This is a genomic window from Acidimicrobiia bacterium, from assembly GCA_036396535.1.
Taxonomy (GTDB): Bacteria; Actinomycetota; Acidimicrobiia; order Spongiisociales; family UBA5794; genus DASWKR01.
In genome coordinates this window covers 91,193-115,563 of sequence record DASWKR010000017.1, presented here as the reverse complement: position 1 = coordinate 115,563, position 24,371 = coordinate 91,193, and the positions used below count along the sequence as shown (strand labels likewise).

At 68.4% G+C, this 24,371-nt stretch carries 24 protein-coding genes and 1 pseudogene; 11 read left to right on the top strand and 14 right to left on the bottom strand.

Annotated features, from left to right (window positions below; genetic code table 11):
• Window positions 1-57 precede the first annotated feature (57 nt).
• Window positions 58-330: a hypothetical protein gene (locus tag VGC47_02985; GenBank protein HEX9854257.1), complete on the bottom strand. Its 273-nt coding sequence runs from the start codon at window positions 328-330 to the stop codon at window positions 58-60.
• Between VGC47_02985 and VGC47_02980 the strand changes: the two genes are divergently transcribed.
• The gene (locus VGC47_02980; GenBank protein HEX9854256.1) at window positions 323-982 is read left to right on the top strand and encodes a hypothetical protein; all 660 of its coding nucleotides are present in this window, start codon (window positions 323-325) and stop codon (window positions 980-982) included. The genes VGC47_02985 and VGC47_02980 overlap by 8 nt on opposite strands.
• Here VGC47_02980 and VGC47_02975 read toward each other — a convergent pair whose 3' ends face one another.
• Both VGC47_02975 and VGC47_02970 read right to left on the bottom strand, forming a co-directional pair.
• Entirely contained in the window at window positions 983-1,915 is a 933-nt protein-coding gene (locus VGC47_02975) for a cation diffusion facilitator family transporter (protein HEX9854255.1), read from the bottom strand.
• Between the two features lie 64 nt (window positions 1,916-1,979).
• Window positions 1,980-3,161 (bottom strand): hypothetical protein, encoded by a 1,182-nt coding sequence (locus tag VGC47_02970; GenBank protein ID HEX9854254.1) that lies wholly within the window; start codon window positions 3,159-3,161, stop codon window positions 1,980-1,982.
• Window positions 3,162-3,466: 305 nt separating this feature from the next.
• On the opposite strand from VGC47_02970, the gene VGC47_02965 reads away from it, so the two are divergent.
• Window positions 3,467-3,874, top strand: coding sequence for an ATP-binding protein (locus tag VGC47_02965; GenBank protein ID HEX9854253.1), 408 nt, complete (start codon window positions 3,467-3,469; stop codon window positions 3,872-3,874).
• Window positions 3,875-3,962: 88 nt separating this feature from the next.
• Here the strand turns inward: VGC47_02965 and VGC47_02960 are convergent, their stop codons facing one another.
• Both VGC47_02960 and VGC47_02955 read right to left on the bottom strand, forming a co-directional pair.
• Complete coding sequence (locus tag VGC47_02960) at window positions 3,963-5,111, bottom strand: 6-phosphofructokinase (protein ID HEX9854252.1); 1,149 nt, start codon at window positions 5,109-5,111, stop codon at window positions 3,963-3,965.
• 78 nt (window positions 5,112-5,189) lie between these two features.
• A complete protein-coding gene (locus tag VGC47_02955) occupies window positions 5,190-5,837 on the bottom strand; it encodes a queuosine precursor transporter (protein ID HEX9854251.1) in 648 nt (215 codons plus the stop codon).
• 52 nt (window positions 5,838-5,889) lie between these two features.
• Here VGC47_02955 and VGC47_02950 point away from each other — a divergent pair, with 52 nt between their 5' ends.
• Window positions 5,890-6,939, top strand: coding sequence for a class I SAM-dependent methyltransferase (locus VGC47_02950; protein HEX9854250.1), 1,050 nt, complete (start codon window positions 5,890-5,892; stop codon window positions 6,937-6,939).
• Window positions 6,940-6,961: 22 nt separating this feature from the next.
• Here VGC47_02950 and VGC47_02945 read toward each other — a convergent pair whose 3' ends face one another.
• Window positions 6,962-7,984 carry an LCP family protein gene (locus VGC47_02945; GenBank protein HEX9854249.1) on the bottom strand — a complete coding sequence of 341 codons (1,023 nt, stop codon included), beginning with the start codon at window positions 7,982-7,984 and terminating at the stop codon, window positions 6,962-6,964.
• 257 nt (window positions 7,985-8,241) lie between these two features.
• Here VGC47_02945 and ilvD point away from each other — a divergent pair, with 257 nt between their 5' ends.
• From ilvD to VGC47_02930, 3 genes and pseudogenes are all read left to right on the top strand, one after another.
• Window positions 8,242-9,921 (top strand): dihydroxy-acid dehydratase, encoded by a 1,680-nt coding sequence (gene ilvD / locus VGC47_02940; protein ID HEX9854248.1) that lies wholly within the window; start codon window positions 8,242-8,244, stop codon window positions 9,919-9,921.
• Between the two features lie 114 nt (window positions 9,922-10,035).
• Window positions 10,036-10,236: pseudogene (locus VGC47_02935) on the top strand (Rdx family protein).
• A 15-nt stretch (window positions 10,237-10,251) separates the two neighbouring features.
• A complete protein-coding gene (locus VGC47_02930) occupies window positions 10,252-10,470 on the top strand; it encodes a hypothetical protein (protein HEX9854247.1) in 219 nt (72 codons plus the stop codon).
• A gap of 9 nt (window positions 10,471-10,479) precedes the next feature.
• On the opposite strand, the gene VGC47_02925 is transcribed toward VGC47_02930, so the two are convergent.
• Window positions 10,480-12,051: an amidohydrolase family protein gene (locus VGC47_02925; protein ID HEX9854246.1), complete on the bottom strand. Its 1,572-nt coding sequence runs from the start codon at window positions 12,049-12,051 to the stop codon at window positions 10,480-10,482.
• A gap of 49 nt (window positions 12,052-12,100) precedes the next feature.
• Window positions 12,101-12,916, bottom strand: coding sequence for an inositol monophosphatase family protein (locus VGC47_02920; protein HEX9854245.1), 816 nt, complete (start codon window positions 12,914-12,916; stop codon window positions 12,101-12,103).
• Between the two features lie 141 nt (window positions 12,917-13,057).
• On the opposite strand from VGC47_02920, the gene lnt reads away from it, so the two are divergent.
• On the top strand, window positions 13,058-14,539 hold the full coding sequence (lnt, locus tag VGC47_02915; protein HEX9854244.1) for an apolipoprotein N-acyltransferase: 1,482 nt from the start codon (window positions 13,058-13,060) through the stop codon (window positions 14,537-14,539).
• Between the two features lie 10 nt (window positions 14,540-14,549).
• Here lnt and VGC47_02910 read toward each other — a convergent pair whose 3' ends face one another.
• From VGC47_02910 to VGC47_02900, 3 genes are all read right to left on the bottom strand, one after another.
• Window positions 14,550-15,821, bottom strand: coding sequence for an aminotransferase class III-fold pyridoxal phosphate-dependent enzyme (locus VGC47_02910; protein HEX9854243.1), 1,272 nt, complete (start codon window positions 15,819-15,821; stop codon window positions 14,550-14,552).
• 174 nt (window positions 15,822-15,995) lie between these two features.
• Window positions 15,996-16,808 carry a crotonase/enoyl-CoA hydratase family protein gene (locus tag VGC47_02905; GenBank protein HEX9854242.1) on the bottom strand — a complete coding sequence of 271 codons (813 nt, stop codon included), beginning with the start codon at window positions 16,806-16,808 and terminating at the stop codon, window positions 15,996-15,998.
• A gap of 63 nt (window positions 16,809-16,871) precedes the next feature.
• The gene (locus VGC47_02900) at window positions 16,872-17,438 is read right to left on the bottom strand and encodes a molybdenum cofactor guanylyltransferase (protein ID HEX9854241.1); all 567 of its coding nucleotides are present in this window, start codon (window positions 17,436-17,438) and stop codon (window positions 16,872-16,874) included.
• A gap of 212 nt (window positions 17,439-17,650) precedes the next feature.
• On the opposite strand from VGC47_02900, the gene VGC47_02895 reads away from it, so the two are divergent.
• From VGC47_02895 to VGC47_02885, 3 genes are all read left to right on the top strand, one after another.
• On the top strand, window positions 17,651-18,064 hold the full coding sequence (locus tag VGC47_02895) for a cupin domain-containing protein (protein ID HEX9854240.1): 414 nt from the start codon (window positions 17,651-17,653) through the stop codon (window positions 18,062-18,064).
• A 247-nt stretch (window positions 18,065-18,311) separates the two neighbouring features.
• Complete coding sequence (locus tag VGC47_02890; protein ID HEX9854239.1) at window positions 18,312-19,265, top strand: TIGR03560 family F420-dependent LLM class oxidoreductase; 954 nt, start codon at window positions 18,312-18,314, stop codon at window positions 19,263-19,265.
• Window positions 19,266-19,290: 25 nt separating this feature from the next.
• A complete protein-coding gene (locus tag VGC47_02885; GenBank protein HEX9854238.1) occupies window positions 19,291-20,685 on the top strand; it encodes an amidohydrolase family protein in 1,395 nt (464 codons plus the stop codon).
• A 112-nt stretch (window positions 20,686-20,797) separates the two neighbouring features.
• Here the strand turns inward: VGC47_02885 and VGC47_02880 are convergent, their stop codons facing one another.
• Window positions 20,798-21,205 (bottom strand): DUF3052 domain-containing protein, encoded by a 408-nt coding sequence (locus VGC47_02880; GenBank protein ID HEX9854237.1) that lies wholly within the window; start codon window positions 21,203-21,205, stop codon window positions 20,798-20,800.
• A 42-nt stretch (window positions 21,206-21,247) separates the two neighbouring features.
• On the opposite strand from VGC47_02880, the gene VGC47_02875 reads away from it, so the two are divergent.
• Window positions 21,248-21,940, top strand: a complete 693-nt coding sequence (locus VGC47_02875; protein ID HEX9854236.1) for a hypothetical protein — start codon at window positions 21,248-21,250, stop codon at window positions 21,938-21,940.
• On the opposite strand, the gene purM is transcribed toward VGC47_02875, so the two are convergent.
• Both purM and purF read right to left on the bottom strand, forming a co-directional pair.
• On the bottom strand, window positions 21,941-22,954 hold the full coding sequence (gene purM / locus VGC47_02870) for a phosphoribosylformylglycinamidine cyclo-ligase (protein HEX9854235.1): 1,014 nt from the start codon (window positions 22,952-22,954) through the stop codon (window positions 21,941-21,943).
• Entirely contained in the window at window positions 22,954-24,357 is a 1,404-nt protein-coding gene (gene purF / locus VGC47_02865; protein HEX9854234.1) for an amidophosphoribosyltransferase, read from the bottom strand. The genes purM and purF overlap by 1 nt, the downstream gene beginning before the upstream one ends.
• Window positions 24,358-24,371 lie beyond the last annotated feature (14 nt).

The window sequence follows — 24,371 nt, the reverse complement described above, 5'->3', positions numbered from 1 at the left end:
CCGGGCAGGCCACCGGCCTGCCGCGGCGAGTCGAGTACGGTCACCGGTTCACGCGCATCAGTCGAGGAGGAGAACCGCGATACCGCAGGCAGCAGGTCGGCTCACCCGCCGGTCCCGGCGGCGCGGCGCGGTCGCGATCGCCTTGGCAACGGCAGCGTTCGCATGTGCGCCGAAGGTCCCGGTCGCCGCTCCCGGCGCGCCGTCATCGATGTCGCCGCCGGCGACGACGGTGCCGGGAGATGAGACGACGACGGCAACGGCGACCACGGCGCTGCCGGCGGCGACGACGACCTCGACCACGCCGGTCGTGTCCGAGAACGGGGTGGTCATCCGGAGTGCCGTCCAGGACCTCTCGAGACAGGTCCCCCAGTACCGGGCGTTGGTCTCGTTCCCGGTCGTCGAGAGCGACCAGATCGAAGAGGCTCTCGTCTCACAGGTGAACACGCTCGTCGAGACCCACGTCTCGGAGAGGGTGGAACCGGTGATCGAGCTGCTCGAGGCGCTCGGTCCGCCCCGCGGCTCGGACGAGCCGAGCAGCTACGAGTTCACGTACGAAGTGGTGTACGCAGACACGTCGCTCATGAGCTTCCGCTTCTTCGAGGAATCCCTCTTCACCGGCGCCTCCGAACGCTCCAAATCGATCTCGACGCTCATGATCGACGTCACGGCAGGTGTCGAGCTCAGGCTCGACGACCTCACCATATCGGGAGAGGGACGCCAGGCAGTCGCCGCGCTGGCCGCGGACCTCGTCGTTGCAGAGCTGTACCAGGGATCCGACGAGCAATATGCCCCATTCGCCTCAGGAACGGAGCCGGAGGCGATCGAGTGGGTCCTCGTCACCGAGGCGGGCCTCGCGGTGAGCTTCGACGAGCTGTCAGTCGGTCCGGCCGAGCTCGGCACGCCGACCGTGACGATCCCTTATGCCCAATTGGAGGGCGTGCTCGACCCGGAAGGCGCCGCAGCAAGGTTCATGCAGCCGTGATCAAGCGTTGGTGCCCGTGGCGTCGTACAGGTCCGGTTCCACATAGATGACGGTGTCGACGCCGATCTCGTGGCGCACTCGCCGCTCGACCTCGTTGATCGCACCCGCGATCTCTCCCATGCCGAGCCCCGGCTCCAAGCCGACCTTGGCGCCCACCAGCAGCTCGTTCGGTCCGATGTGCTGCGTTCTCACGTGGATCAGGCGCGCCACGCCCGGAGTCCCCTCGATCGCCCTCACGATGGCAGCCTGATCTGCAGGGGAGGCCGACTCTCCGATGAGCAGTCCGCGCATCTCGATGGCGAGCGTGATGGCGATCCCTCCGAGCAGCACCCCGATCGCCATCGTGCCGATCCCGTCCCACACCGCGTCTCCGGTCACCACGGCGACCGTCAGGGCGGCGAGGGCCAGCAGCAAGCCGACGAGTGCCCCGAGGTCCTCCAGCAGGACCACGGGCAGCTCCGGCTGCTTCGATGTCCTTATGAACCGCCACCAGCTCCTTCCCTGTAGCAGCGGACGCGACTCTTCGATGGCGGTGCGGAACGAGAACCCTTCGAGGACGACGGCCACCCCAAGCACCCCGAACGCCCAGCCGACCGCCTCGATCTCGTGCCCGGCATGGGTGATCTTCTCGACGCCCTCGTACAGTGCGAAGAGCGACCCGAGCGTGAACAGGACGAGCGACACGACGAACGCCCAGAAGTAGCGCTCCCTCCCGAACCCGAACTGGAACTCCTCGTTCGCCGTCCGCCGCGCCAGGCGCCCCCCGAGCAGGAGCAGGCCCTGGTTACCGGTGTCCGCGACCGAGTGGATCGACTCGGCGAGCATCGAAGACGAACCGGTGAACACGAAGGCGACGAACTTGGCGATCGCGATGCCGAGGTTGGCGAAGAACGCCGCGATGATCGCTCGAGTGCCGTGTCCTCCGGCTGCCATCTGCTTCCCGTCGTGTGGAGTGGAGAACGTTAGATCGGCCGTCCATCGCCGGAGCGCCCGACGCTCATGGATCTGTCTCCGAGAGGAGCCACACCTCCGTGGTCCCTTGAATGCCGCGCTGGACATCGAAGTACAGGTAGAGGGCCCCGTTCACCTCGATGAGGCTCGATAGGAAGATGCCCTGCCAGCCTGTCTCGCCGCTCTCGAGGATGGGACTGTCCGTTTCGTCCTTCGACCACCTGACCCCGTCCTCGCTCGTCGCGACGCCGAGCTGGTAGTTGACGACCGGGCGTGACCCGTCCGGCTTGTAGCTCATGTAGCTCATCTCGAAGCGATCGCCGACCCGGACGATGTTCGGGTCGTAGGCTCGCAGCTCGTCCCAATCCCCGGCTCGCCCGGCCACGAGCAAGGGGTCGCTCCGCGCGTACGGTGGCTTCGTGGTGGCCGGGTCGTCGTGTTTCGTCCAGGTGGCACCGTCCTCGGAGGTGGCGAGGCCGATCATGCGGTCCCTCTCCGAGTTGAGGTCACCGCGACTTCCGTCGTAGTACATGAGGTAACCGTCGGCGGTCTCTACGACGCTCGGGTTGAGCACCGCGAAGGAGTCCCACGACCCTTCGGGACCGACGTCGAGGACCGGGTGCTCCGAGAGCGTCCACGGTCCGCGCGGCTCCGGCGCCGTCGCCATCCCGATGACCCCCGAACGGGTCACGTCGTCGCGACCCTGCGTGTAGAAGTAGAGGACCCAGGTCCCGTCGTCGCTGACCATGCCCGAGCTCACGAACAGGCTCACCTGCAGGTAGTCGAGGGACTCCCCGGTGAAGAGGGGTTCATCGGTCTCTCTGACCCACGTCACCCCGTCGGTCGAGGTCGCGAATCCGACTCCCGCCTGCGAGGGATAGGCGGCGATCCCGTTGTAGAACATGTAGAAGAGCCCACCGTGGTAGATCACCGCACCGGGGTCGACGAACAGCGAGTCCCAGAAGCCCTGGCGCGGCTGGAGGACGGACTGGTTGACGTCGCGGAATACGAGCGATGTCGTGGTCTGGCCCGGGGCCGCCGTGGTGGCTCGGGGCGAGGATGTCGCTGCCGGCTCCGACGTGACGTCCTGGGTTGGGGTGGACCCCGCGCCAGAACCTGCGCTGCATGCGGCGCCGATCACGGCCACCACCAGCGCCAACGCACCGCGCGCGGGGAACGCACGAGTCATCGCTTCGCCTCCGGCTGGGGGACCGCGCGGCTCGGTCACCACGAACGATCCTATACAGTCACGCCGGGCTCCGCCCCAGGGCGGCAGCGGGACCCGGTGTGCATGCCCAGGGGGTGCGATCGTTTGCACGTGGCGGAGTCGCCGGGTAGCGGGTCGGTGCTCCGAGAGGCGATGAGGCGCCTCGCCATGGTCGTGGGTGACGTGGTCGGGCGCTGAGGTGGTCGATCCCGGTGAGTGGGCGCAGGTCGACATCACGCTCCTGTGGGGGCGCGCCGGGCAACCCGGTTTGGTGGCACTTCGACCCTACGATGCTTCATAGGATCTCAGATGAGGTGGTTTCAGGGGTGAGCGGCGACTCGCGACGTGGTGGTGATGGCCCGGTCGAGATGGATTTCCTGCCGAGCCCCGAATCCGTGCGAGCGGCGAGAAGGTTCGTGCTCGCAGCCGGCTGGAGCGAGGACCGCGACGTCAACACCCGGCTGGCGACACTCGTGTCCGAGCTGGCGACCAACGCCATCCTCCACGCCCGGACTCCTTTCAGGGTCAGGATCCTCCCCAGGAACGACGCAATCAGGATCTCGGTGACGGATCGGAGCAGCGACCAGCCGGTCACGCGGTCGTATGCCGACACTCAGCCGGCCGGGAGGGGCCTGCGGATCGTGGAGTCCATGGCGGACCGCTGGGGGGTGGTGCCCGCCGGGGACGGCAAGACGGTGTGGTTCGAGATCGACCGCGTGGCGGCGTCTGCATGAGCCCGACCCTCTCGCTGGCGGAGGTTCGACCCCTCGCCCGCTCGATCGCCTGAGCAGATCGGAGGGAGCATGCGGACTCGTCGCACCCCTAGTAGAGGAACATGGGCTTGCCGCCCACGTGCCGCACCTTCGGTCTGTAGGTGTTGACGTCGTACAGCTCGTCCACGTCGACCCGTTTCACGCCCTCGCGGGTCGCCGAGATCGGCACATTGGTATACGTGCCGCCGCGCAGCGCCACCATGCGCCCGGAAGCTCCCTCGAGAGCGAGGTCCGCCGCCATGACTGCGTAGTTGGTGGCGACCATGAGGTCGAGCGAGTCGGGACGTCCCGAGCGCATCAGGTAGGCGACCTGCTGGTTGATGATGCCGACACCGGTGACCTCCTTGAGCAGCACACCGAGCTGGTCACCGATCCCACCGAGCTTGCGGTGGCCGTATGCGTCCTCCTCGCCGGAGAGGGCCATCTCGCCTCCCTCCATGACGGCACCTTCCGAGATGGTCACCATGGCGTAGTTCGACGGGTTGGCGGATCTGTCTTCCATCAGGAGCTCGCCGAGCTTCTTGGCGTCGAACGGCACCTCAGAGATGATCGCCCTGTCGACCCCGGCGAGGTATGCCGTGATGAGCGAGGTCTCCCCGCTGTACCTCCCGAAGAGCTCGATCACGGCGATCCGCTCGTGGGATCCCGTGGAGGTCCTCAGGTTGTGGATGAACTCGACGCCGCGGGAGACGGCAGTCGAGAAGCCGATGCAGTAGTCGGTGCCGTGGACGTCGTTGTCCATCGTCTTCGGGATGGCGATCACCGGGACGCCTTCGTCGTGCATCCTCAGCCCGTACGAGAGCGTGTCGTCGCCTCCGATCGGGATCAGCACGTCCAGACCGAGCTGATCGACGATCCGCAGCACGTGCGGCGTGAAGTCGAGCGGGCCGTCGCCGGTGGCGGCGTCGAGGAGGAAGTCGGGGACGGCGGATTTGGCGACGTTCGACGGATTCGTCCGCGACGTGTGGAGAAACGTGCCACCCGTGCGGTCGATGGTCCTGACGACGGCCGGATCGAGGTCGATGGTGTTGTCTCGACGGCTCGTCTCGTCGTCGAGTCGGATGTTGAGGAGGCCGCTCCACCCGCGCTTGATCCCGACCACCTCGTGTCCGCCCTCGCTGACGCGATTGACGACGGCCTTGATGCAGGGATTCAGGCCGGGGACGTCTCCGCCGCCGGTGAGGATCCCGATCCGCATGCGATGTGCTCCTGTCTCGTCGCGTGCGAGTGTAAGGGGTGAGCCCGGCTGGAACCTCCTCCCCGCACGCAAGCCGGCTCAGCGTGGCGGTGCGACCTCGGGCTGTGAGCCGACCGTGTAGATGAGGGGGAGCGACACCAGCGTGACGAGGAGCTTGACGACGACGTTGGTGAGGACGATCTGGCGGACGATGGCCGGGTCGACGAGCCCCCCGAAGGCGAGCACGGCGAACACCAGCGAGTCGAGCGGTACCGCGACAGCGTTCGAGGCGAGCACCCTGCCCCACTGGCTGCGGTTCCCGAAGCGCCTCACCCAGGCCGAGTACACCTCGGTGTCGACCAGCTCCGAGATCACCTCGGCCACGATCGAGGCGAACACGATCCGCCAGACCGGGCCGAGCACTGCGCCGAAGAGCTCGGACTGCTGACCGCTGTCGGGTACGAGCGGGAGGGCGTCGACGATCCAGAAGAGGCCTGCCATGAAGACGTTGATGAGGGCCGCGGCGACGATCAGCGCCCGTGCCACCTGCTTGCCCGCCACCTTGTGGACGAGGTCACGCAGCGTGAACGTGATCGGGTAGATGAGCGTGCCGCCATCGATGGCGTTGTCGAACACATTGGCGAGCTTCAGACTCGACACGTCTGCGAGGATCTGGGCTGCGACGTATGCCGCTGCGAGCAAGGCGAGCACGACGGCGGGACGCGTCGGTAGGGACTCGCGTTGCATGACGGCGGCAGGGTACCGCGGCGGTCGAGCCCGTCACCGGGGAGGAGGCACGATGAGCATGGACCGAGAGGCGGTTCGAAATCGCTTCGACCTCGCCAACCAGTGGATTCGCGGGGCCGTCATGGTCGGGGTGCTCGATCTGGCAGACCGCACGGGTGTGCTCAGAGTGCTGGCCGCCCATGGCCCGTCGACTGCCGCCGAGGTGGCCGCATCCGGATCCCTCGACGAGCGGTACGTGCTCGAGATGCTCTCGGCCCTCGCAGCGGGCGGAGTCGTTTCGTACGACGGAGGGCGCTTCGCGGTCGACGAGGAGAGCATCGCCGTCTTCGGGGACGAGGCGTCGCCGTACTTCGTCGGGGGTCTCACGAGAGACATTCCGTCGGTGCTCGCCGCCCTTCCCGTGCTCACCGAAGCGGTTGCCAGCGGCCGCGGCGTTGCGCGGTCGGAGTATCCGGGCGACTCGGTTGCGGGCGCCGGGAGGGTGAACGCGCCATCGATCAGGGTTCTCCTCGTCCGCAAGTGGCTCGCCGCCATGCCGGACGTCGTAGAGGCGCTCACAGCCGGCGGGCGCGTGCTCGACGTCGGGTGTGGCATCGGGGCGGCCTCCCTGGCGATCGCGGCCGCACACCCGGCGGCCACGGTGGAGGGCATCGACATCGACGCGGAGGCGATCGCCGCCGCCCGGCGTGGGGCGAGTGAGCTGGGTGCGCCGAACGTGACCTTCCGGGTCGCCAACGTGCTCGACCTCGACGCCGAGGGGGCATACGACCTCGTGGTGGCGTTCGACACGATCCACGACATCGGCGAGGCGTTCGAGGCGCTGCGACGCGTGCACAGGTCGCTCGCCGAGAATGGCACCTTCTTCATGGTCGAGCCCGACGCAGGGCCGAGCCTGGAGGCGAACCTCGACGAGAGGGGCGCCTTTCTCTACGGCTTGTCGGCGCTGCTGTGCTTGCCGCTCTCGCGGTCGTCGGGTGACGACGCCCTTGGCACGGCGTGGGGGCCGCGGCGAGCCGAGGAGCTCGCTCGGGCGGCCGGGTTCACGCGTTTCGAGCGTCTCCCGATCGAGAACCCGGTCAACGCCTTCTACCGGCTCGGGTGAGCGGAGCCTGCGCCGGAGCCGATCACCTCGGGAACAGGTCCCCTGCGTTGAAGGCATCGAGAGCCGGCTGCGTCTTGGCGTTGGGGACGACGTACGAAACGCCGCCGATCGTCGTGATGTCGACCGGGAGCGTGAGGGCGTCGATGTCTCCGCTGCGTAGCTGCATGGCAGAGCGACCGAGGGAGACGATCACGTTCGTGTTGAGCCCGGCGTCTGCCCTGATCTGGCCTGCGAGCGTGGTGACGAAGCCGGGAAGATCGAAGGCGTTGGAAGCGGACCCGGCTTCGCCGAGGAGGGCGATGAGGACCTCCTGCTGGCGCCGCGTCCTGCCGATGTCCGTGCCTTTGGTGCTCTCCCACGACGATCCGATGAGCTCCTGGTGGTTGCGAGAGCGAACGTACGCCAGCGCCTGCTCCCCGTCGAGGACCTGGGTTCCGGCATCGACCGCGAAGCCGGACTTCGTGTCGCGGGCGGGGTTCTCGAACGTCAGTGTCACGCCCCCGAGCGAGTCGACGATCTCGGCGAACCCTGCGAAGTCGATCTCCATGTAGTTGTTGACCTCGATGCCCAGCTCGTTCTGGATGACACGAATGAGTGCATCGGCGCCGCCGACGGTAGTTGCGGCGTTGATCTTGCCCGTGCCGCTGCCGGGGATGTCGACTCGCAGATCGCGGGGAATGCTCAGCAGCTGGGCGCCTCGCCCCGGTACGAAGTGCATCACCATGATCACGTCCGTCCGGGACCCGGCGAACGAGCCCGGGTTGCCGAAGTTCTCGAAGTCGCCGGGCAGGTTGGCCCGGGTGTCAACGCCGACGACCAGGATGTTTCTCGGTGCGTCTGACGCAACCGGGGTGAGGGCGGCGACTTCGGCCTCGGGAATCCGCTCGATCTTCGATCCCGTGTAGAGGATGAAGCCGATCGCAGCGGCGACTATCAGAACTGCGAGGCTGAGGAGGGCGATGATCGCCACCTTGACCCGGCTCCGCCTGCGCGGCGGAGGGGGAAGGGGCGAAGGTGTGACGGTTGGGATTTCAGTGGTGGTCATCGAGCTTCCTGTGAGGGTGGAGGGAGCAGCCGCGAAGGCGTCCGCCGATTGTATCGGCGGTGGGCGGCTAACACGTGTCTGTCGGGGATGGGCCGGTGTCTGACGGACGCGGAGCCGAGGTGGTTCCCATCCTCCGGCCGCCGCGGGCAAGGTGGCGGCCGGCCACCTCGGCGCGGCCAAGGTGGCCGGGCAACCTCGGCCGCGCCGTCGCAGGATCTCCCCGGATACCATCGTGACCCGAACAGCTGGAGGAGTCGATGACCGAGCTGAACAGATACAGCAGCAGGATCACACAGCGTGCCTCCCAGGGCGGCTCGCAGGCGATGCTCTACGCCACCGGCCTGACCAGCGACGACATGGCCAAGCCCCAGGTTGGCATCGCGTCGATGTGGTACGAGGGCAACTCGTGCAACATGCACCTCGACGGGCTCGCCGCCAGGGTCAAGGAGGGCGTCGTGGCCGCCGGCCTCGTCGGAATGCGCTTCAACACCATCGGCGTGTCCGACGGGATCTCGATGGGGACCGCGGGGATGAGCTACTCGCTGCAGTCGCGCGACCTCATCGCAGACTCGATCGAAACGGTGATGCAGGCGCAGTGGTACGACGCCAACATCTCGATACCGGGGTGCGACAAGAACATGCCAGGGTGCGTCATGGCGATGGGCAGGCTGAACCGGCCGTCGCTGATGATCTACGGAGGGACGATTCGCCCTGGGCACACGGCTGCCGGGGCGACCATCGACATCGTTTCCGCCTTCCAGTCCTATGGCGAGCTCATCGCCGACAAGATCGACGAGACACAGCGGATGGACATCGTGCGCCACGCCTGCCCGGGACCCGGAGCCTGCGGCGGGATGTACACCGCCAACACGATGGCGTCTGCCATCGAAGCGCTCGGCATGAGCCTGCCGTACTCGTCCTCGACTCCGGCCACCGATCCCGGCAAGCTCGAGGAGTGCTCGGCGGCCGGATCGGCGATCCGCAACCTGCTCGAGCTCGATCTGCTGCCCCGCGACATCATGACGCGGGCTGCATTCGAGAACGCCATGGTCGTGGTCACCGTGCTCGGAGGGTCGACCAACGCGGTGCTGCACCTCATCGCGATGGCGAGGTCTGTCGGAGTCGAGCTGGGGCTCGACGACTTCCAAGCCGTGAGCGACAGGACGCCATACCTGGCCGACCTCAAGCCGAGCGGCCGTTACGTGATGGAGGACGTCCACACCGCCGGGGGGACGCCTGCGGTGATGAGGATGCTCCTCGAGCACGACGCCATCGACGGCTCGTGCGTCACCGTGACGGGCAAGTCCATCGAAGAGAACGTCGCCAACCTCCCGGGCCTCGCCGACGGCCAGGATGTGATCCACCCATGGGATGACCCGATCAAGGCGACGGGCCACATCCTGATCCTCAGAGGCAGCCTGGCCCCCGACGGGGCGGTGGCCAAGATCACCGGGAAGGAGGGCCTGCGTTTTCGGGGCCCGGCGCGCCCGTTCGAAGGCGAGGAGGAGATGCTCCATGCCCTCGAGCGAGGCGAGATAGCGCCCGGGGACGTGGTCGTGATCCGACAGGAAGGGCCGAAAGGCGGGCCCGGGATGCCTGAGATGCTGACGCCCACGTCGGCACTGGTCGGGGCAGGCCTGGGGGGTGAGGTGGCCCTCCTCACAGACGGGCGCTTCTCGGGCGGCTCGCACGGCTTCATCATCGGCCACGTGACCCCCGAGGCCCAGGAGGGGGGCCCGATCGCGCTCGTGGAAGCGGGTGACGTCATCTCGATCGACTCGGAGGCGCGGACGATCGACCTCGATGTGGACGTCGTCGAGCTCGAGGCTCGGCGGTCCCGCTGGACGCCGCCGCCGCTCAAGGCGACCAGAGGCACGCTGGGACGTTACGTGCGGACCGTCAAGTCGGCCTCCGAGGGGTGCGTCACCGACGAGTGAGGGGCAGCCGCCGACGTCTGGCGACCGCCGCGCCAACGGGAGGCAACCCGTCGTATACACTCCCGCTCGATGCACCTCTCCATCGAGTACTGCGCCGCTTGAGGCTATACGGACCGTGCCGTGAGCATGGTCGGGCTGATCCTCACCGAGTTCGAGCACCACGTCGACGACGTCGCGCTCATACCGAGCAGGGGCGGTGTTTTCGAGGTGACGGTCGGAGACGAGCTCGTGTACTCGAAGAAGGCGACCGGTCGTCACGCCGAGTACGAGCCGGACGTCGCCCCGCGGCTCAGGGAGCTCCTCGGTAGCCCGTAATGACCGGATTCGGAATTGGCGGTGTATAACCTGCGCGCCGTCGTGAAGAACGGTACGAGCACCGCGGTCCTCGTCGACGACCTCCTGGCGAGGGACGGTCCGTTCGACCGTGTCGCCGAGGACTTCAGAGAGCGGCGCTGCTCGACGTGCGGCGCGGTCGACATTGACGACATGCGGTTCCGTGCCGACGCCTACCTGTGTCCTGCTTGCTGGGTGCCGCTCGTCACCAGCTGAGCCCTGGGCTCACCCGACCCACACGGAACGTGATGTGTCGACCTCCACAGCCTCGCCGCCGACGTACGTGTCGATGACCACCGTGGCCCTCAGCTCGGCGGGCGACGCCAGAACCGGGTCCCTGTCGACGACGACGAAGTCGGCCGGACTGCCTGCTGCGAGCGGCTCCGCCTCGCCGAGCGCGGTAGCCCCACCCGTCGTGTAGAGGGCGAGAGCTCGTTCTGCGGACAGGCTTTCGGCGGGCACGATGCCCGCCCTGTCTCTGGCGGCGGCCATCCCGGCCCACGGGTCGGGTGACTCGACCGGGCAGTCGGACCCGCCTGCGATCGTGACGCCCGCCTCCTCGAGGGACCGGAAGGCGTACGTCAGCGGGAGCCGATCGGCTCCGAGGCGCTTCTCCAGCCAAGACGTCTCGGAGGTCAGAAAGGGTGGCTGCACGGAGGCGATGGCGCCTGTCGCCGCGAGGCGAGCGACGTCGGGCCTCGTCATGACCGAGGCGTGCTCGAGTCGCAGGTGATTTCCGGCAACCCCGGCAGACACGAGCGTCTCGAACAGGTCGACGACGGCGGAGCATGCCCGATCCCCGATTGCGTGGATGGCCACCTGGCGGCCGGCGGCGAGGGCGGCACGGGCCATCTCGGCGTCGAGGTCCGACAACCGGAGCAGACCGCGTGCATCCTGCCGGTCGGCGAACGGTTCATTCATCGCAGCCGTGTGCCCTCCGAGGCTGCCGTCCCCGAACCTCTTGACGCCTCTCCAGGTGGTGTTGGGCCCGGCCTCCTCGAGTGCGGCCACCGCCTCGCCGAGTTGACCGAGGTCGTCGGCGGTCACGTAGGCGCCGATCCGGATCGGGATGTCGGCGCCCGCCTCGGCGACGATGAGAGCCTCGTTCCCGAGCGATGCCCACGCCCCCTCTCCGCAGCGCACCATGGCGCCGATCGATGTGATCCCCAGGCCTGCGAGTCCTCGCATCGCCGCCGACACCCGGGCCGGATCGACCCGCACCCTGCCCCTGATCGCCGCCGAGACCAGGTCGATCGCCGTTTCACGGAGAACCCCCGTCGGCGCTCCGTCCTCTCCGCGGTCGATGAGCCCGCCGGGGGGATCGGCGGTGCTCGAGGTGACACCGGCGAGGGCGAGTGCCGCGCTGCTGGCGACCGCGATGTGGCCGCAGTATCGGTGGACCAGCGCCGGCCTGTCGCCGATCCAAGCGTCGAGATCGCTCGCCTGCGGGAGCCGGCGCTCGGCGAGCGTCTCGTCATCGAGGCGCATTGCGACGATCGGCTCGCCGGGGCTCGATCCAGCGGCGGCGGCCGCCAGCCGGGCTGCCAAATCCGGGAACGAGGCGGCCGACTTCAATGAGACGCCGGTGAGCAGAGCGGTGTACGCGACCGGATGCAGGTGGGCGTCGCGCAGCCCCGGCACGATCACCGCGTCCTCATACCGGTGCTCCGGGAGCGCCGGCGAGGCGAGATCGCTCCTGGCGCCGACGGCGGCGACCACCCCGCGCTTGACGAGGATCGAGTCGCCGACGATCCCGTCTGCGGTGCGGATCGCTCTCGCCGTGATCAGTCGATCCATCCGCCCTTCGTTCTCCCTGCGCCGAAACGCCACGGACCGGCGGTGACCCTCATTCGAGGTCTCCTGCTTGCTGTGGCGCCGATCCCTGAGCATTTCGGATCCCCGTCGTCACGATTTCGCGCAGCTCGGAGTGGATGTGGCCGTTGCTGGCGACGAGCCACGGCGTGGCTGTCGTCGACGGGATGCCGTCGGGGTCGGTCACGGTGGCCCCCGCTTCACGGGCGATCACGAGCCCGGCCGCGATGTCCCATGGCGCCAGACCGAGCTCCCAGTAGCCGTCGAGCCTGCCACACGCCACCCAGCACAGGTCGAGCGCCGCCGAGCCGAATCGGCGGATACCGTTCACCCTGCGGAGTGCCTCCTCGACGACGGCTGCATACAGGCGGGCTCTCACATCGTGGTCGTACGGAAACCCCGTCGCCACGACGCACCCTGATACGTCGCGGCGTGCCGAAACGGCGATCGCCGTGCCGCCGAGGGTCGCCCCGCTCCCCGACGCCGCGGCGAACACCTCTCCCCGAAACGGGTCGACGACGACGCCTGCGAGGCCTCGGTCCCCTTCGAAGAGAGCCACGGCGACTCCCATGTGCGGTATCCCGTGCACGAAGTTCACCGTCCCGTCCAGCGGGTCGATGATCCAGCGGCGCCCGTGCGAGGCCGAGCCCGTACCTTCCTCGGCGAGGATCCCGTCCGTGGGGCGGTGCGACAGGATGACCTCCACGATCCTGGCTTCCGATAGGCGGTCCGCCTCGGTGACCGGGTTGTTCGTCCCCTTGAGGTCCGCAGTGCGCCCTCCTGAGAAGTGCTCGAGAACGATGGCGGCGCCTTCCCGGGCTGCCTCGACTGCGATCTCGAGGTCTGTCATCTACGGCATCCTACGGTTCGAGTCTGCCGAGCGAACCGGGCTCCGATACCCGTTTGAGCTGCTCACGACGACCAGGATCGACCCCGCTGCGGCTTCCCCGGGCAGGGGTGCCAGTTCGCCCATGTCTAACCTCGACGGACCATGGCCCCACTCGTCGCCGCACTCGTGAGCGCGCTCTTGATGTGGGCTTCCTTCCCTCCCCTCGGCTTCGGGCTCCTCGCTTTCGTCGCCCCCGCCCCTCTGTTGTGGGGTCTTCGGCGACTCGACTCCGGCATGGCTGCGGCCGCCGTCGGGTTCGTTTGGGGTGCAGCCTTCTTCGGGGCGACGCTCAACTGGATCTTCGTGCTCGGCGCCGTCGCCTGGTTCCCTCTCACGATCTGGCTGGGGATCACCTCTGCGATCCTGTCGGTGGCGATCTGGGCCTTTCGGTCGTGGACCGCGGCGCGCTGGTGGCTCGTCGCCGTCGGCGCATGGGGGCTCTGGGAGATCGCCAGGGCCTCCTTCCCGCTCGGCGGGTTCCCGTGGGGGGCGATCGGCTATGCCGCGGCAGGGAACCCCGGAGCGATAGGGGCCGTGCAATGGATCGGGCCGTTCGGCTGGATGGCGCTGGCCGTCGCCGTGTCGGCGGGGCTCGTGCTGGCGATCGAGGACAGGGCCAACTGGCGCTTCCTGGTCGATCCCGTCGTCGTCGTCACGGTCGTCGCCCTGGCAGGGTGGCTGTTTCCGCCAGAGGCCGGCGGCGGAGGGCTGCGCACGGCAATAGTCCAGGGGAACTCCCCGTGTCCCGGCACACGGTGTGACAACGAGAATCAGCGCATATTCGAGTCCCATCTGGCGCTCACGTCCGAGCTCCCGACGGGTGGGGTCGATTTCGTGGTGTGGCCCGAGAACTCGACAGGGCCGCCGTTCGACCCGACGGTCAACGACGACGTGCGAGCGCTGATCGCGGAGCAAGCGATGCGGCTCAGGGCGTACATCCTCGTGAGTGGGACGAGATCGGTCGGGGACACCGAGTTCGAGAACGTCAACATCATGTTCGATCCGGCAGGCAACGTCGTCGACGAGTACCTGAAGCGGCATCCCGTGCCGTTCGGCGAGTACGTGCCGCTGCGAGGGCTGCTCGACTTCATCCCGCAGCTCGACCGCGTTCCCCGCGACATGATCAGGGGCGACGGTCCGGTCACCTTCCGGGCCGAGCAGGGCACGATCGGCTCGGTCATCTCATACGAGGGCGCCTACGCCGGTCTCATCCGGTCGGAGGCGCGCGCCGGGGCCGAGCTGATGGTGGTGGCGACGAACGAAGCCAGCTTCGGCCGTGGGGCCGCCTCCGATCAACTCATCGCGATGACGAGGGTGAATGCAGCCGCCGTCGGCCAGTACCTCGTGCACGCCGCGATCACCGGCCGGTCTGCGTTCATCACCCCAGCAGGTGTGATCCTCGACGACACGGACCTGTTCACGACGAGTGTCATCGTCGAGCGCATGGCGTTTCGCGACGGAGCGGCGACGATCTACACCAGGTACGGCGATTGGGCCCTGCTGGTCGCCGCCGTCGCCGCCATCGCCGCAGTGACGGCACCGGGCGAGGGACGCCCCAAGGGGAGGCGGGCGCGCCGCGCCTGACGGTCGGTCCTCACCTCGCCTCGTATGCAGCCAGTGCCCTGGCGAGGATGTCGATCCCCATGTCGAGCTCCTCGATCGAGACGTTGAGGGGCGGGATGAACCTGATGATGTTGCCGTCGGGGCCGCAACTCAGGATGCACATCCCCTCGTCCCTGGCGAACCTGGACACGAATGTGTACGCATCAGGGGCCGGCTCACCGTCCTCGCCGACGAGCTCTACGCCGATCATCAGCCCGAGGCCCCGCACGTCGCCGATCGTGCGGTGGGCGGCCGTCAGCTCGGTCCAGCGATCGAGGGCGTGGTCGGACAGCTTCGGCACCTGCGGCACGACGTCGGCGAGCGCTTCGATGGTCGCCGCGGCGGATGCGCATGCGATCGGGTTGCCGCCATACGTCGTTCCGTGGGACCCGGGCGACCATTTGTTGAGCAGCTCCTTCGACGCGCCGACGGCGGACAGAGGGAGACCGTTGGCGATCGCCTTGCCCATCACGAGGATGTCGGGCGTGACCTCGTACACCTGGCTGGTGAACCAATCGCCTGTGCGCCCGAAACCGGTCTGCACCTCGTCGTGGATGAGGAGGATGCCGTGCTCGTCCGCCATCCTGCGCAGCTCGACGAGCAGCTCGCGCCCCGCCGGGTAGTACCCGCCCTCGCCTTGCAGTGGCTCGACGAGGAAACAAGCGACCTCGGTCGGCGTGATCTCGCGTTTCAGCATCTCGTTCAGCTCGAACAGGCACCGCTCGGCAGCCTCCTGCTGGGACACGCCCCACCGGAACGGGTGAGGAAATGGCGTGACGAACACGCTTCCCACGAGGGGGTGGTAGCCCTCCCGGTACTTCGCCTTCGAGGTCGTGTACGAGACCGAGCCCATCGTCCTGCCGTGGAAGCCGCCCCGGAACACGATCACGCCCTGGCGCCGGCTCGTCTTGCGAGCGAGCTTCACGGACGCCTCGACGGCCTCGGCCCCTGAGTTCATGAAGAAGAAGGCGTCGATCCCCCGGGGGGTCACCTGGCGGAGTCGCTCGGCGGCCGTGACGATCGACTCGTACCGGAATACGGCGCCGGAGTGCCAGATCTGGTCGAGCTGGCGGAGGATCGCCGCCTTCACGTGGGGATGCTGGTGGCCGAGGTTCGACACCGCGATGCCGCACGTGAAGTCGAGGTAGCGCTTCCCGTCTGCGCCCTCGACGAAGCTGCCGTCGCTCCCGACGACTTCGATCTCGGTGTCGAAGGCGATGACCGGTGCGATGACGTCCTTGTGGCGCTTTACGAGATCCGACATGAGGAGCCTCCTGGAACTGGAAGAACGGGCGGGGACCTAGGGGGCGGCGCCTTACGGAGCTGCGAAGAGATGGGAGCGGCGGTCCCGCGGTGTCTTCGGCCGGTGCGGCATGCGGACATTGTGACACAAGAGGCCCATCCCTGAGCCCGCAGGCGTCGACCCGTCGACTTCGGGCTATCGGCCCTCGAAGCGCGGCGGGCGCTTCTCGGAAAACGCCAGCAACGCCTCGCCGAGGTCGTTCGAGTGGAGGAATGCGGCGTTCCACAGTGCCACGTAGTCGAGGGCTTCCTCGACGGAGCGGTTCCGCCCGGCCCTCATCACGGCCTTGGCGCCTTGGACGGCGAGCGGCGAGTTGGCGGCGATGGTCTCCGCCATCTCGATGGCCGCCTGCTGGGTGGCCGGCGCGTCATCGTGAACCACGCCGACGAGGCCGATCGCCAGTGCTTCGGCGGCGGTGAAGTCCCTGCCGGTGTAGACGAGCTCTGCGACCCGTCCCGGCTCCACGATCAGCGGAAGGCGCTGCAGCGTCCCGACGTCGGCGACCATCCCGATCCTGGTCTCTCTGACAGAGAACACCGCGTCCTGGGCGGCGAGGCGGATGTCACACGCCGTGATCAGGTCGATCCCGGCCCCGAGACAGAACCCATGGACGGCGGCGATGACGGGTTGGGGGAGGTCGGCGATGCTGGAGAACGTGTGCTGCATCGCCTTCACGAGGTGCAGGGTCCGGCGCCTGGCGACGACGCTCTGGTCGCCGGGCGCCAGGTCGGGCGCGAATGCCTTCAGGTCGAGCCCGACGGTGAACGCCTCGCCTTTGGCGGCGATCACGACGGCCCGCACTTGCTCGTCCGATCCGAGCGCCGCCGCGACGACCGGCAGCTCGTCCCACAGCTCGTGTGCCATGGCGTTCCGGGCCTCCGGTCGATCGAGCCAGACGACGGCGACGGGCCCTCGCCTCTCGACCGTGAGGACAGTTGTATCCGGCACTCGTCTTCTCCTGTGTCAAGCCGCTCCGGAGCGGCTTGAACGGGGCTGAGGGTAGTTACGAGGTCAGAGGAGGCGGGCGGCCTCGGCGAGGTCCTCCGGGGTGTCGATGCTCCACCACGACGAGCCGTCCTCGCCCCAACCCGTCCACGTCGACGGCTCGACGAGCACGACGGGAACTGCGCGGAGGAGATCTCGCAATGACGCCTCGGGATCGGCTGCGAGCAGCTCGCCGAGCGGGCCGGCGCAGCCCGCCCGATAGAGGGCGAACGTGACCTGCGGCCAGCCTCCGTCGACAGGCAGGGCGGCGCCTTCGGTTGCGACAGCCGCGACTCGCTCGATCGAGCCAGGGGCCGCGAACGGTTGGTCGACCCCGATGAGCACCACGTCGCGCCCGGCGGCGTACTCGAGGGCACCCATCAGCCCGGCGGCCGGGCCCCGAGCGGCGGGGGCGTCTGGGACGTGCGCCACATGCAGGGGCGACGAAGCCCTGCCGACGACGATCACCTCGAGGCCGGCGGCTCCGAGGGCGGCCGCGACGTGTGCGATGAGCGGCCGGCCGCCCAGCGTCACGAGCGCCTTGTCTCTGCCCATCCGGCTGGAGTCGCCGCCCGCCAGGATGGCTCCGATCATCGAACCGAGTGTATCGAAAGTTCCGCCCGGCCCTGCCGAACAGGCTGCCGCCGCAGAGGTCCCCGCCGTCTCGCTGGCGTCTCTCGGTTGACGGCCGCCGAGACGGCACACGGCGCAACGAGGTGTTGCGGGAGGATGCGTCGGGCACTAAGTTGCGTGCAAATCATTGCAAAGGTTTGCAACGGCCTGATCGAGCGAAGGGATGGGAGCACGTGGCCGACGAGTCCGCAACGAAGGTGAGCATCCACGAATTCGAGTTCGCGCCCGGGCTGAAGCGCGACGAGGGCTGGATCGACATGAAGGTCCAGTTCCTCATCTCGGCGATGAACGCAGGAGCCGAGAAGATCGTGTTCGGGCGGACGGTCTTCGCCCCAGGCTCACGACACGAGTGGCATCGTCACGCCAATGCCGAGGAGATCCAATACCTCGAGTCCGGCCACGGCACCGTCCTCGACGGTGACGAGGAGATCTCCGTCGTGGCGGGTGACGTCGTATTCACTCCCCGCAATCGCTGGCACGGCTTCCGCAACACCTCCGACGCCGACGACGCAGTCGTCATCTGGTGTTGGGCGGGGGCCGCATCGCGCGACGAGGCCGGCTATGAGGCACGAAGCGACGGCCACTGAGGGTGCGATCGCCGTTGCTCGCCGTGCGTGCGATCGCCGTTGCTCGCCGTGCGTGCGAGCTGCATCGACCGCCCGGGCGGTGAGAGCAGCTTGAGATCGGCGGTGACGGCCGTCCGCTCCCGAGGTTTCCCCGGTCATCGGGAGCGGCCGGCACCGCCGCTTGGCGTGAGGGGTGATGCGCTTGGCGGCGGTGGCACCGCAAACTCTTGCAGGGAGAGCCGGTGAGTCCGGGGCGGCCGAGGATCCGATGCGCGTCGACCTGATGATCGAGGGCCAGGAAGGCGTCACGTGGTCCGAGTGGACCGCCATCGCCGGGGCAGCCGAAGCCGGGACCTTCGGTGCGCTCTTCCGATCCGACCATCACGTGTCTCTCACCGATCCCGGCCGGCGCGGTTCGCTGGACGCATGGGCCACCGTCTCCGCGCTGGCGGCGGTGACGGAGACCATCCGCCTCGGTACGAACGTCTCGCCGGTCCTCTTCCGTCATCCCGCCGAGCTCGCTCGCCTCGTCGCCACTGCCGATCACATCTCCGGCGGGCGGATCGAGCTCGGTATGGGGGCCGGCTGGTTCGCAGCCGAGCACGAGTCGTTCGGCTTCGGCTTTCCGGACGCGGCGGAGCGCTTCGACATCCTCGAGGAACAGCTCGAGATCGTCCACAGGCTCCTGTCCGAGGAGGAGCCTGTCAGCTTCTCCGGCGCCCACTACGCGCTCAACGACGCAGTTCTGCTTCCCAGGCCCGTCCAGCGACCCCGGCCTCCTCTCCTGCTCGGCGGAGTCGCCGGGCGGCGTGCCGCCCGCCTGGCGGCGAGGTGGGCGGACGAGTACAACCTCTACGGCGTGACTCCCGGTGAGGCTCGACGCCGCGTCGATGCCCTGAGAGCCGCCTGCACCGACGCAGGGCGAGACCCCGGCTCACTCGTCGTATCGCTCGTCATTCCGGTCTTCCTCGGTGACGACGCCGGCCGGGCGGCCATCGCCCGGTTTCTCGAGCAACAGCCGAGGGGATCCGATCCCGACGCCTATCTGGCCGACCATGGAGAGCGCTCGCTCATCGGGACGCCCGGACACGTACTGGCGCGCATGGGTGAGTATGCGGCTGCCGGCGTTGGGCGTATCAGGCTGCAGCACTTCTCGCACACCGACATCGACGCCGTCGTGATGATGGGCGAGCAGATCGTCCCAGGAGCCGCGGAGCTGTGAGAGAACTCGAGATCGGAGGAGTGAGATGACGCCAACCAGGACCATCATCCGCGGGGGCATCGTCGTGACGATGGATCCCACCAAGGGGACTCTGGCGACCGGCGACGTTCTCGTCGAGGGCGAGAGGATCGCAGCCGTCGAGCCCTCCCTCGGCGAGGTCGACGCCTTCGAGATCGACGCGACAGACAGGGTCGTGTTGCCCGGATTCGTCGACACCCACCGCCACACGTGGCAGTCGCTCATCCGGCACGTGTCGACCGACTGGACCCTTCCGCAGTACTTCACAGGGGTGCGCGGTGTGCTCGGGCGCCGCTACACGCCCGAGGACATGTACGCCGCCAACCTCGTGGGGGCGCTCGAGGCGCTCGACTCCGGGATCACGACGCTCGTCGACTGGTCCCACAACAACAACACGCCCGAGCATGCCGATGCCGCCATCCAGGCGCTGCGAGACACGGGAATGCGTGCCGTGTTCGCGTACGGCAACTCGAACGACGAGTGGATCCCGGTGAGCGACGTTCCCCACTCTCGGGACGTCCTGAGGATCCGGGACGAGCACTTCCCGTCGGCGGGCGGGCTGGTGACGCTGGCGATGTCGCTTCGCGGACCGCAGTTCACGACCCCCGAGGTGACGCGACACGACTTCGACCTGGCGCGGGAAGCGGGCACGCCGATCACCGTGCACGTGGGGGACGGACTCTGGGGGCTGAACAAGCCGCTCGAGCAGCTCGAGGCCATGGGTCTCCTCGGCGAAGACGTGACATACGTCCACTGCAACACGATCGGTGACGCCGAGTTCGACCTCATCGCCCGGTCCGGGGGGTGCATCTCCGTTGCTCCCGAGCTCGAGATGCACATGGGTCACGGCGAGCTGGCCGCGCTGCGTGCCGTCGCCCGCTCGATCCCGGTATCCCTCTCGATCGACGTGTGCACCTCGGTCGGCGGCGACATGTTCTCTGCCATGCGCGCCGTGCTCGCAGGGAGCCGCTACCTGGTGAACCTGGAGGCCATCGATGCGGGGACGGTCGTCGAAACGCTCCCGCTGCTCGCCCCCGACGTGCTCGGGTTCGCGACGAGGGGGGGCGCCAGAGCTGCATGGCTGGACGACGAGGTCGGGACGCTCACGCCGGGTAAGCAGGCCGACATGGCGATGGTGCGGCTCGACTCGTGGCCGATGGTGCCGCTCAACTACCCGCTCGGAGCCGTCGTCGAATCGGGGAATCCCCGCCTTGTCGACACCGTCCTCGTCGCTGGGAAGGTCCGCAAGCAAGACGGCGAGCTCGTCGACCACGACCTGGGCCGCGTGCGCAGGCTCGCCGAGGCAGCCCGCGACAGGATCCTCGAGGCGGCAGGAGTGACCGAGCCGGGGGCATGGCAACCGAAGCCGTACACCGGAGACCCGGCGGAGCTGGCCGGCTGAGTCGCGACTGCCGCGCGAGGGCAGGCTCGAGCGTGACACCGCCGGGTCGTGGGCTCCCAGATCGACGGTGGGCATGGTTGGTGCCGGGGGGCCGGCGGGGAAACGGCAGGGTTCAGCGGTGCTCCTTGCGGTATACGACCTTGAGACCGGACCAGACGTCGTCGATCGCCGCCACCTTGACGTCGACCATCCCGGCGGGCAGCACGACTTGGCGTACGACGTCTTCGGTGACGTTCGTCGGCACACCGGACGCCCGTTTCGGCCATGCGACCCACAGGGTCCCGTCGGGGAAGATGGCGCGTCCGAGAGCACCGAGGCGCGATCGCAGGTCGGCCGAGCTCTTCGTGAAGCACACGACGAGGTCGGTACGGGCTCTGAGATCGCGGCGCAACGTCACGCCGGCCGGGAGCGGGGCGACGACGTCGGCGAAGTGACCGGGGTCGCCGAGCACGGCGACGGTCATCCCCGTCGCAATGCCGAGCTTTCTGGCGAGGGGCGTCCCCGAGTAGCCCGCGGTCATCAAACTCTCCAGGCAGGCGTGCCGGCGTCCGATGAGTATGGCATGCGCCGACTCGCCACCCTCACTGCGCTGGTGTGTGTCGCCGCGCTCAGCATGATCCCCCCCGCCACCGCTCTGCAGGCGTGCGGCGACCGCACCGATCTCGAGACGGAGATCACCCAGGCAGACGTGGTCTTCATGGGCAGGGTGGAGTCGACGAGCGACGCCGGGAGGACGGCCGAGATGGCGGTCATGGCCGTTTGGAAGGGAGATGACCTCCCACCTCACGTGACCGTGAACGGGAACACGGGAGCCACCGCGGCGAACGCACGCACCTTCCAGCAGGGAGGGATCTACCTGATCTTCCCCGCCAACGATCGGCCTCCCTTCGCCGACGACGCTTGCACGGCGACCCGCATCTACCGGCCGAACGGCCTCGTCATTCCGCCCGACCTCGTGGGTGCGGTCGGATCGGCGAGCGCCAGGGCGCCCGTTGCGGAGTCGGCGGAGGAGGAGACGGACGGTGGCGGAGTGCCGGTCGGGCTCGGGATAATGTTCGTCGCCCTCGGCGCAATCATCCTGGCCGCCTTCACGTTCCCCAAGATCGCTGGGAACAGCAGCAAGCGAACCGGGACGGGAACGCTGGGCGAGCTCTCGGGGCCGGGAGCGCCCGGTCAGTCCGAGGAGGACAAGAAGATTCGCGACGCCTCGGCGAAGCGCTTCAAGAGGGCCAGGCGGAGATCGGGACGTTGGTGATCAGCCGAGGACGGCGCGCCCGGTGCCTTCCCGGATCTCGCCGATCTGCCACGCCCGCCGCCCGGCAGCACTGATCACGTCGATGGCCGTCGCGGCTTCGGCCGCCGGCACCACGGCGATGAAGCCGATCCCCATGTTGAACGTCCTGAACATCTCGGAGTGGTCGATGCCGCCGAGGCGGGCGACGACGTCGAATGCCTCGGGGCGCTGCCAGGACGCCGTATCGACCGAAGCGTCGACGGACGACGGGAGTACCCGCTCGAGGTTCCCGGCGATCCCGCCGCCGGTGACGTGGGCGAGGCCGTGCGCGTCGACGGCACCGATGACGTCGAGTACCACCGGCGCGTAGACCACGGACGGCTCGAGGAGCACGGACGCCACCGACCTTCCGGTGCCCGGCAGCTCTGATGTGAGCTCGAGCCCGGCGAGGGCGCTCCGCAACAGCGAGAATCCGTTGGAGCGAAAGTTCGGGCTGTCGATCCCGACGAGGACGTCGCCGGCGACGATGCGCGAGCCGTCGATCTCCGCTCCGAGCTCGACGATGCCGAGGGCGGTGCCTGCGATGTCGAGAGCGTCTTCTTCCATCACGCCCGGATGCTCGGCAGTCTCACCTCCGACCAGGGCCACGCCCACCGACTCGCATGCCGCCGCCACCGAGCGGACGATGGCGGCCACGGCCGCCACATCGAGGTGCCCGACCGCGATGTAGTCCATCATCGCGATGGGTCTGGCGCCTGCCGCCGCCAGGTCGTCGACGCACATCGCCACGAGATCGAACCCGAGACCGTCGAGCATTCCGGCCCGGCGAGCGACGTCCACCTTCGTCCCGACGCCGTCCGTGGACATCATCAGGACCGGGTTGCGATACCCGGCAGGCAACGTGAGCCCGGCGGCAAAGCCCCCGAAGCCGCCGACGATGCCGCCGTGCCAGGTGGCGGTGACGGCAGGGCCGATGGCTGCGACGAGCTGGTCGGCTGCCTCGAGGTCGACGCCTGCTTGGCTGTACGTGGCCATCACGATCGCTCCAGTTGGTACTTGTCCGTCGTCACCGGCAGCGGCGTCGGGTAGTCGCCGGACAGGCAGGCGGTGCAGAACGAGTCCGCAGGTGCTCCCGTCGCTGCGATGAGCCGCTCCAGGTCGAGATACGCCAGCGAGTCGACGGCGAGGTAGGCGGCGATGTCGGAGACGTCACGGTCTGCGGCGAGCAGCGTCGAGCGGTCGCCCGTGTCCATGCCGTAGAAGCACGGCCACCGGTACGGCGGGGACGAGATCCGCAAGTGCACTTCGTGGGCGCCGGCGTCCCGCACGATCTGCACGAGCTGCCTGGTCGTCGAGCCGCGCACGATCGAGTCGTCGACCAGGACCACCCTGCGTCCTTCGAGCTCGCCGCGCATCGCGTTCAGCTTCATCTGCACGTCGCGATCGCGCATCGACTGGGCGGGCTCGATGAAGGTCCTCCCGACGTATCGGTTCTTGACCAGGCCGTCCCGGTACGGGACGCCCGATGCGGCCGCGTATCCCTGGGCTGCGGGGATCCCGGACTCCGGCACGGGGACGACGATGTCCGCCTCGGCAGGCGCCTGGGCGGCGAGGGCCTCGCCCATCCTCCTGCGAGCAGCGTGCACCGTCTGGGCGTGGAGGACGGAGTCGGGCCTGGCGAAGTAGACGAACTCGAACAGGCACAGCCTCGGCCTCGCCTCCGCGAAGGGGCGCCGCGATGTCAGCTCGACGCCGTCGAAGACGACCATCTCGCCCGGTTCGACCTCGCGAACGAACTTTGCGCCGATGATGTCGAGCGCCGCCGTCTCCGATGCCACCACCCAACCGTCGCCGAGCCTCCCCAGACAGAGCGGCCGGAAGCCGAGTGGGTCGCGAACCCCGACCAGCGTCGTGCGGTCCATCACGGCCAGTGTGTAGGCACCCTCGAAGCGCGCCAGCGCCCGCTCCATGGCGTCGGCGAGCCCGACGTCGCCCTGCATCTCGGAGGCGATGACCTCGGTCATCAGCTCCGAGTCCGTCGTCCCTGCGACGGGTCCGAGCTCGTCGCCCAGCTGTGACGTGTTCGTCAGGTTGCCGTTGTGGGCGAGCGCGATCCCGTTCCGTCCGAGCTGGCGGTAGACGGGTTGCGAGTTCGCCCACACCGATGAGCCGGTCGTCGAGTACCGGGTGTGCCCGATGGCGAGGTCGCCACTGAGTCCGGCCAGCGTCCTTTCGTCGAAGACCTGGGCGACGAGGCCGAGGTCCTTGTACACGGTGATCGTCTCACCGTCCGACACGGCGATGCCTGCGCTCTCTTGCCCGCGATGCTGCAGCGCGAACAGGCCGAAGTACGTGAGGCGGGCCGCGTCGGCTCCCGGGAGGAGGATCCCGAAGACGCCGCACGCTTCGCCCGGTCGTTCAGAGAGGAGGTTGGCCAACGCCGGGCCGAGTG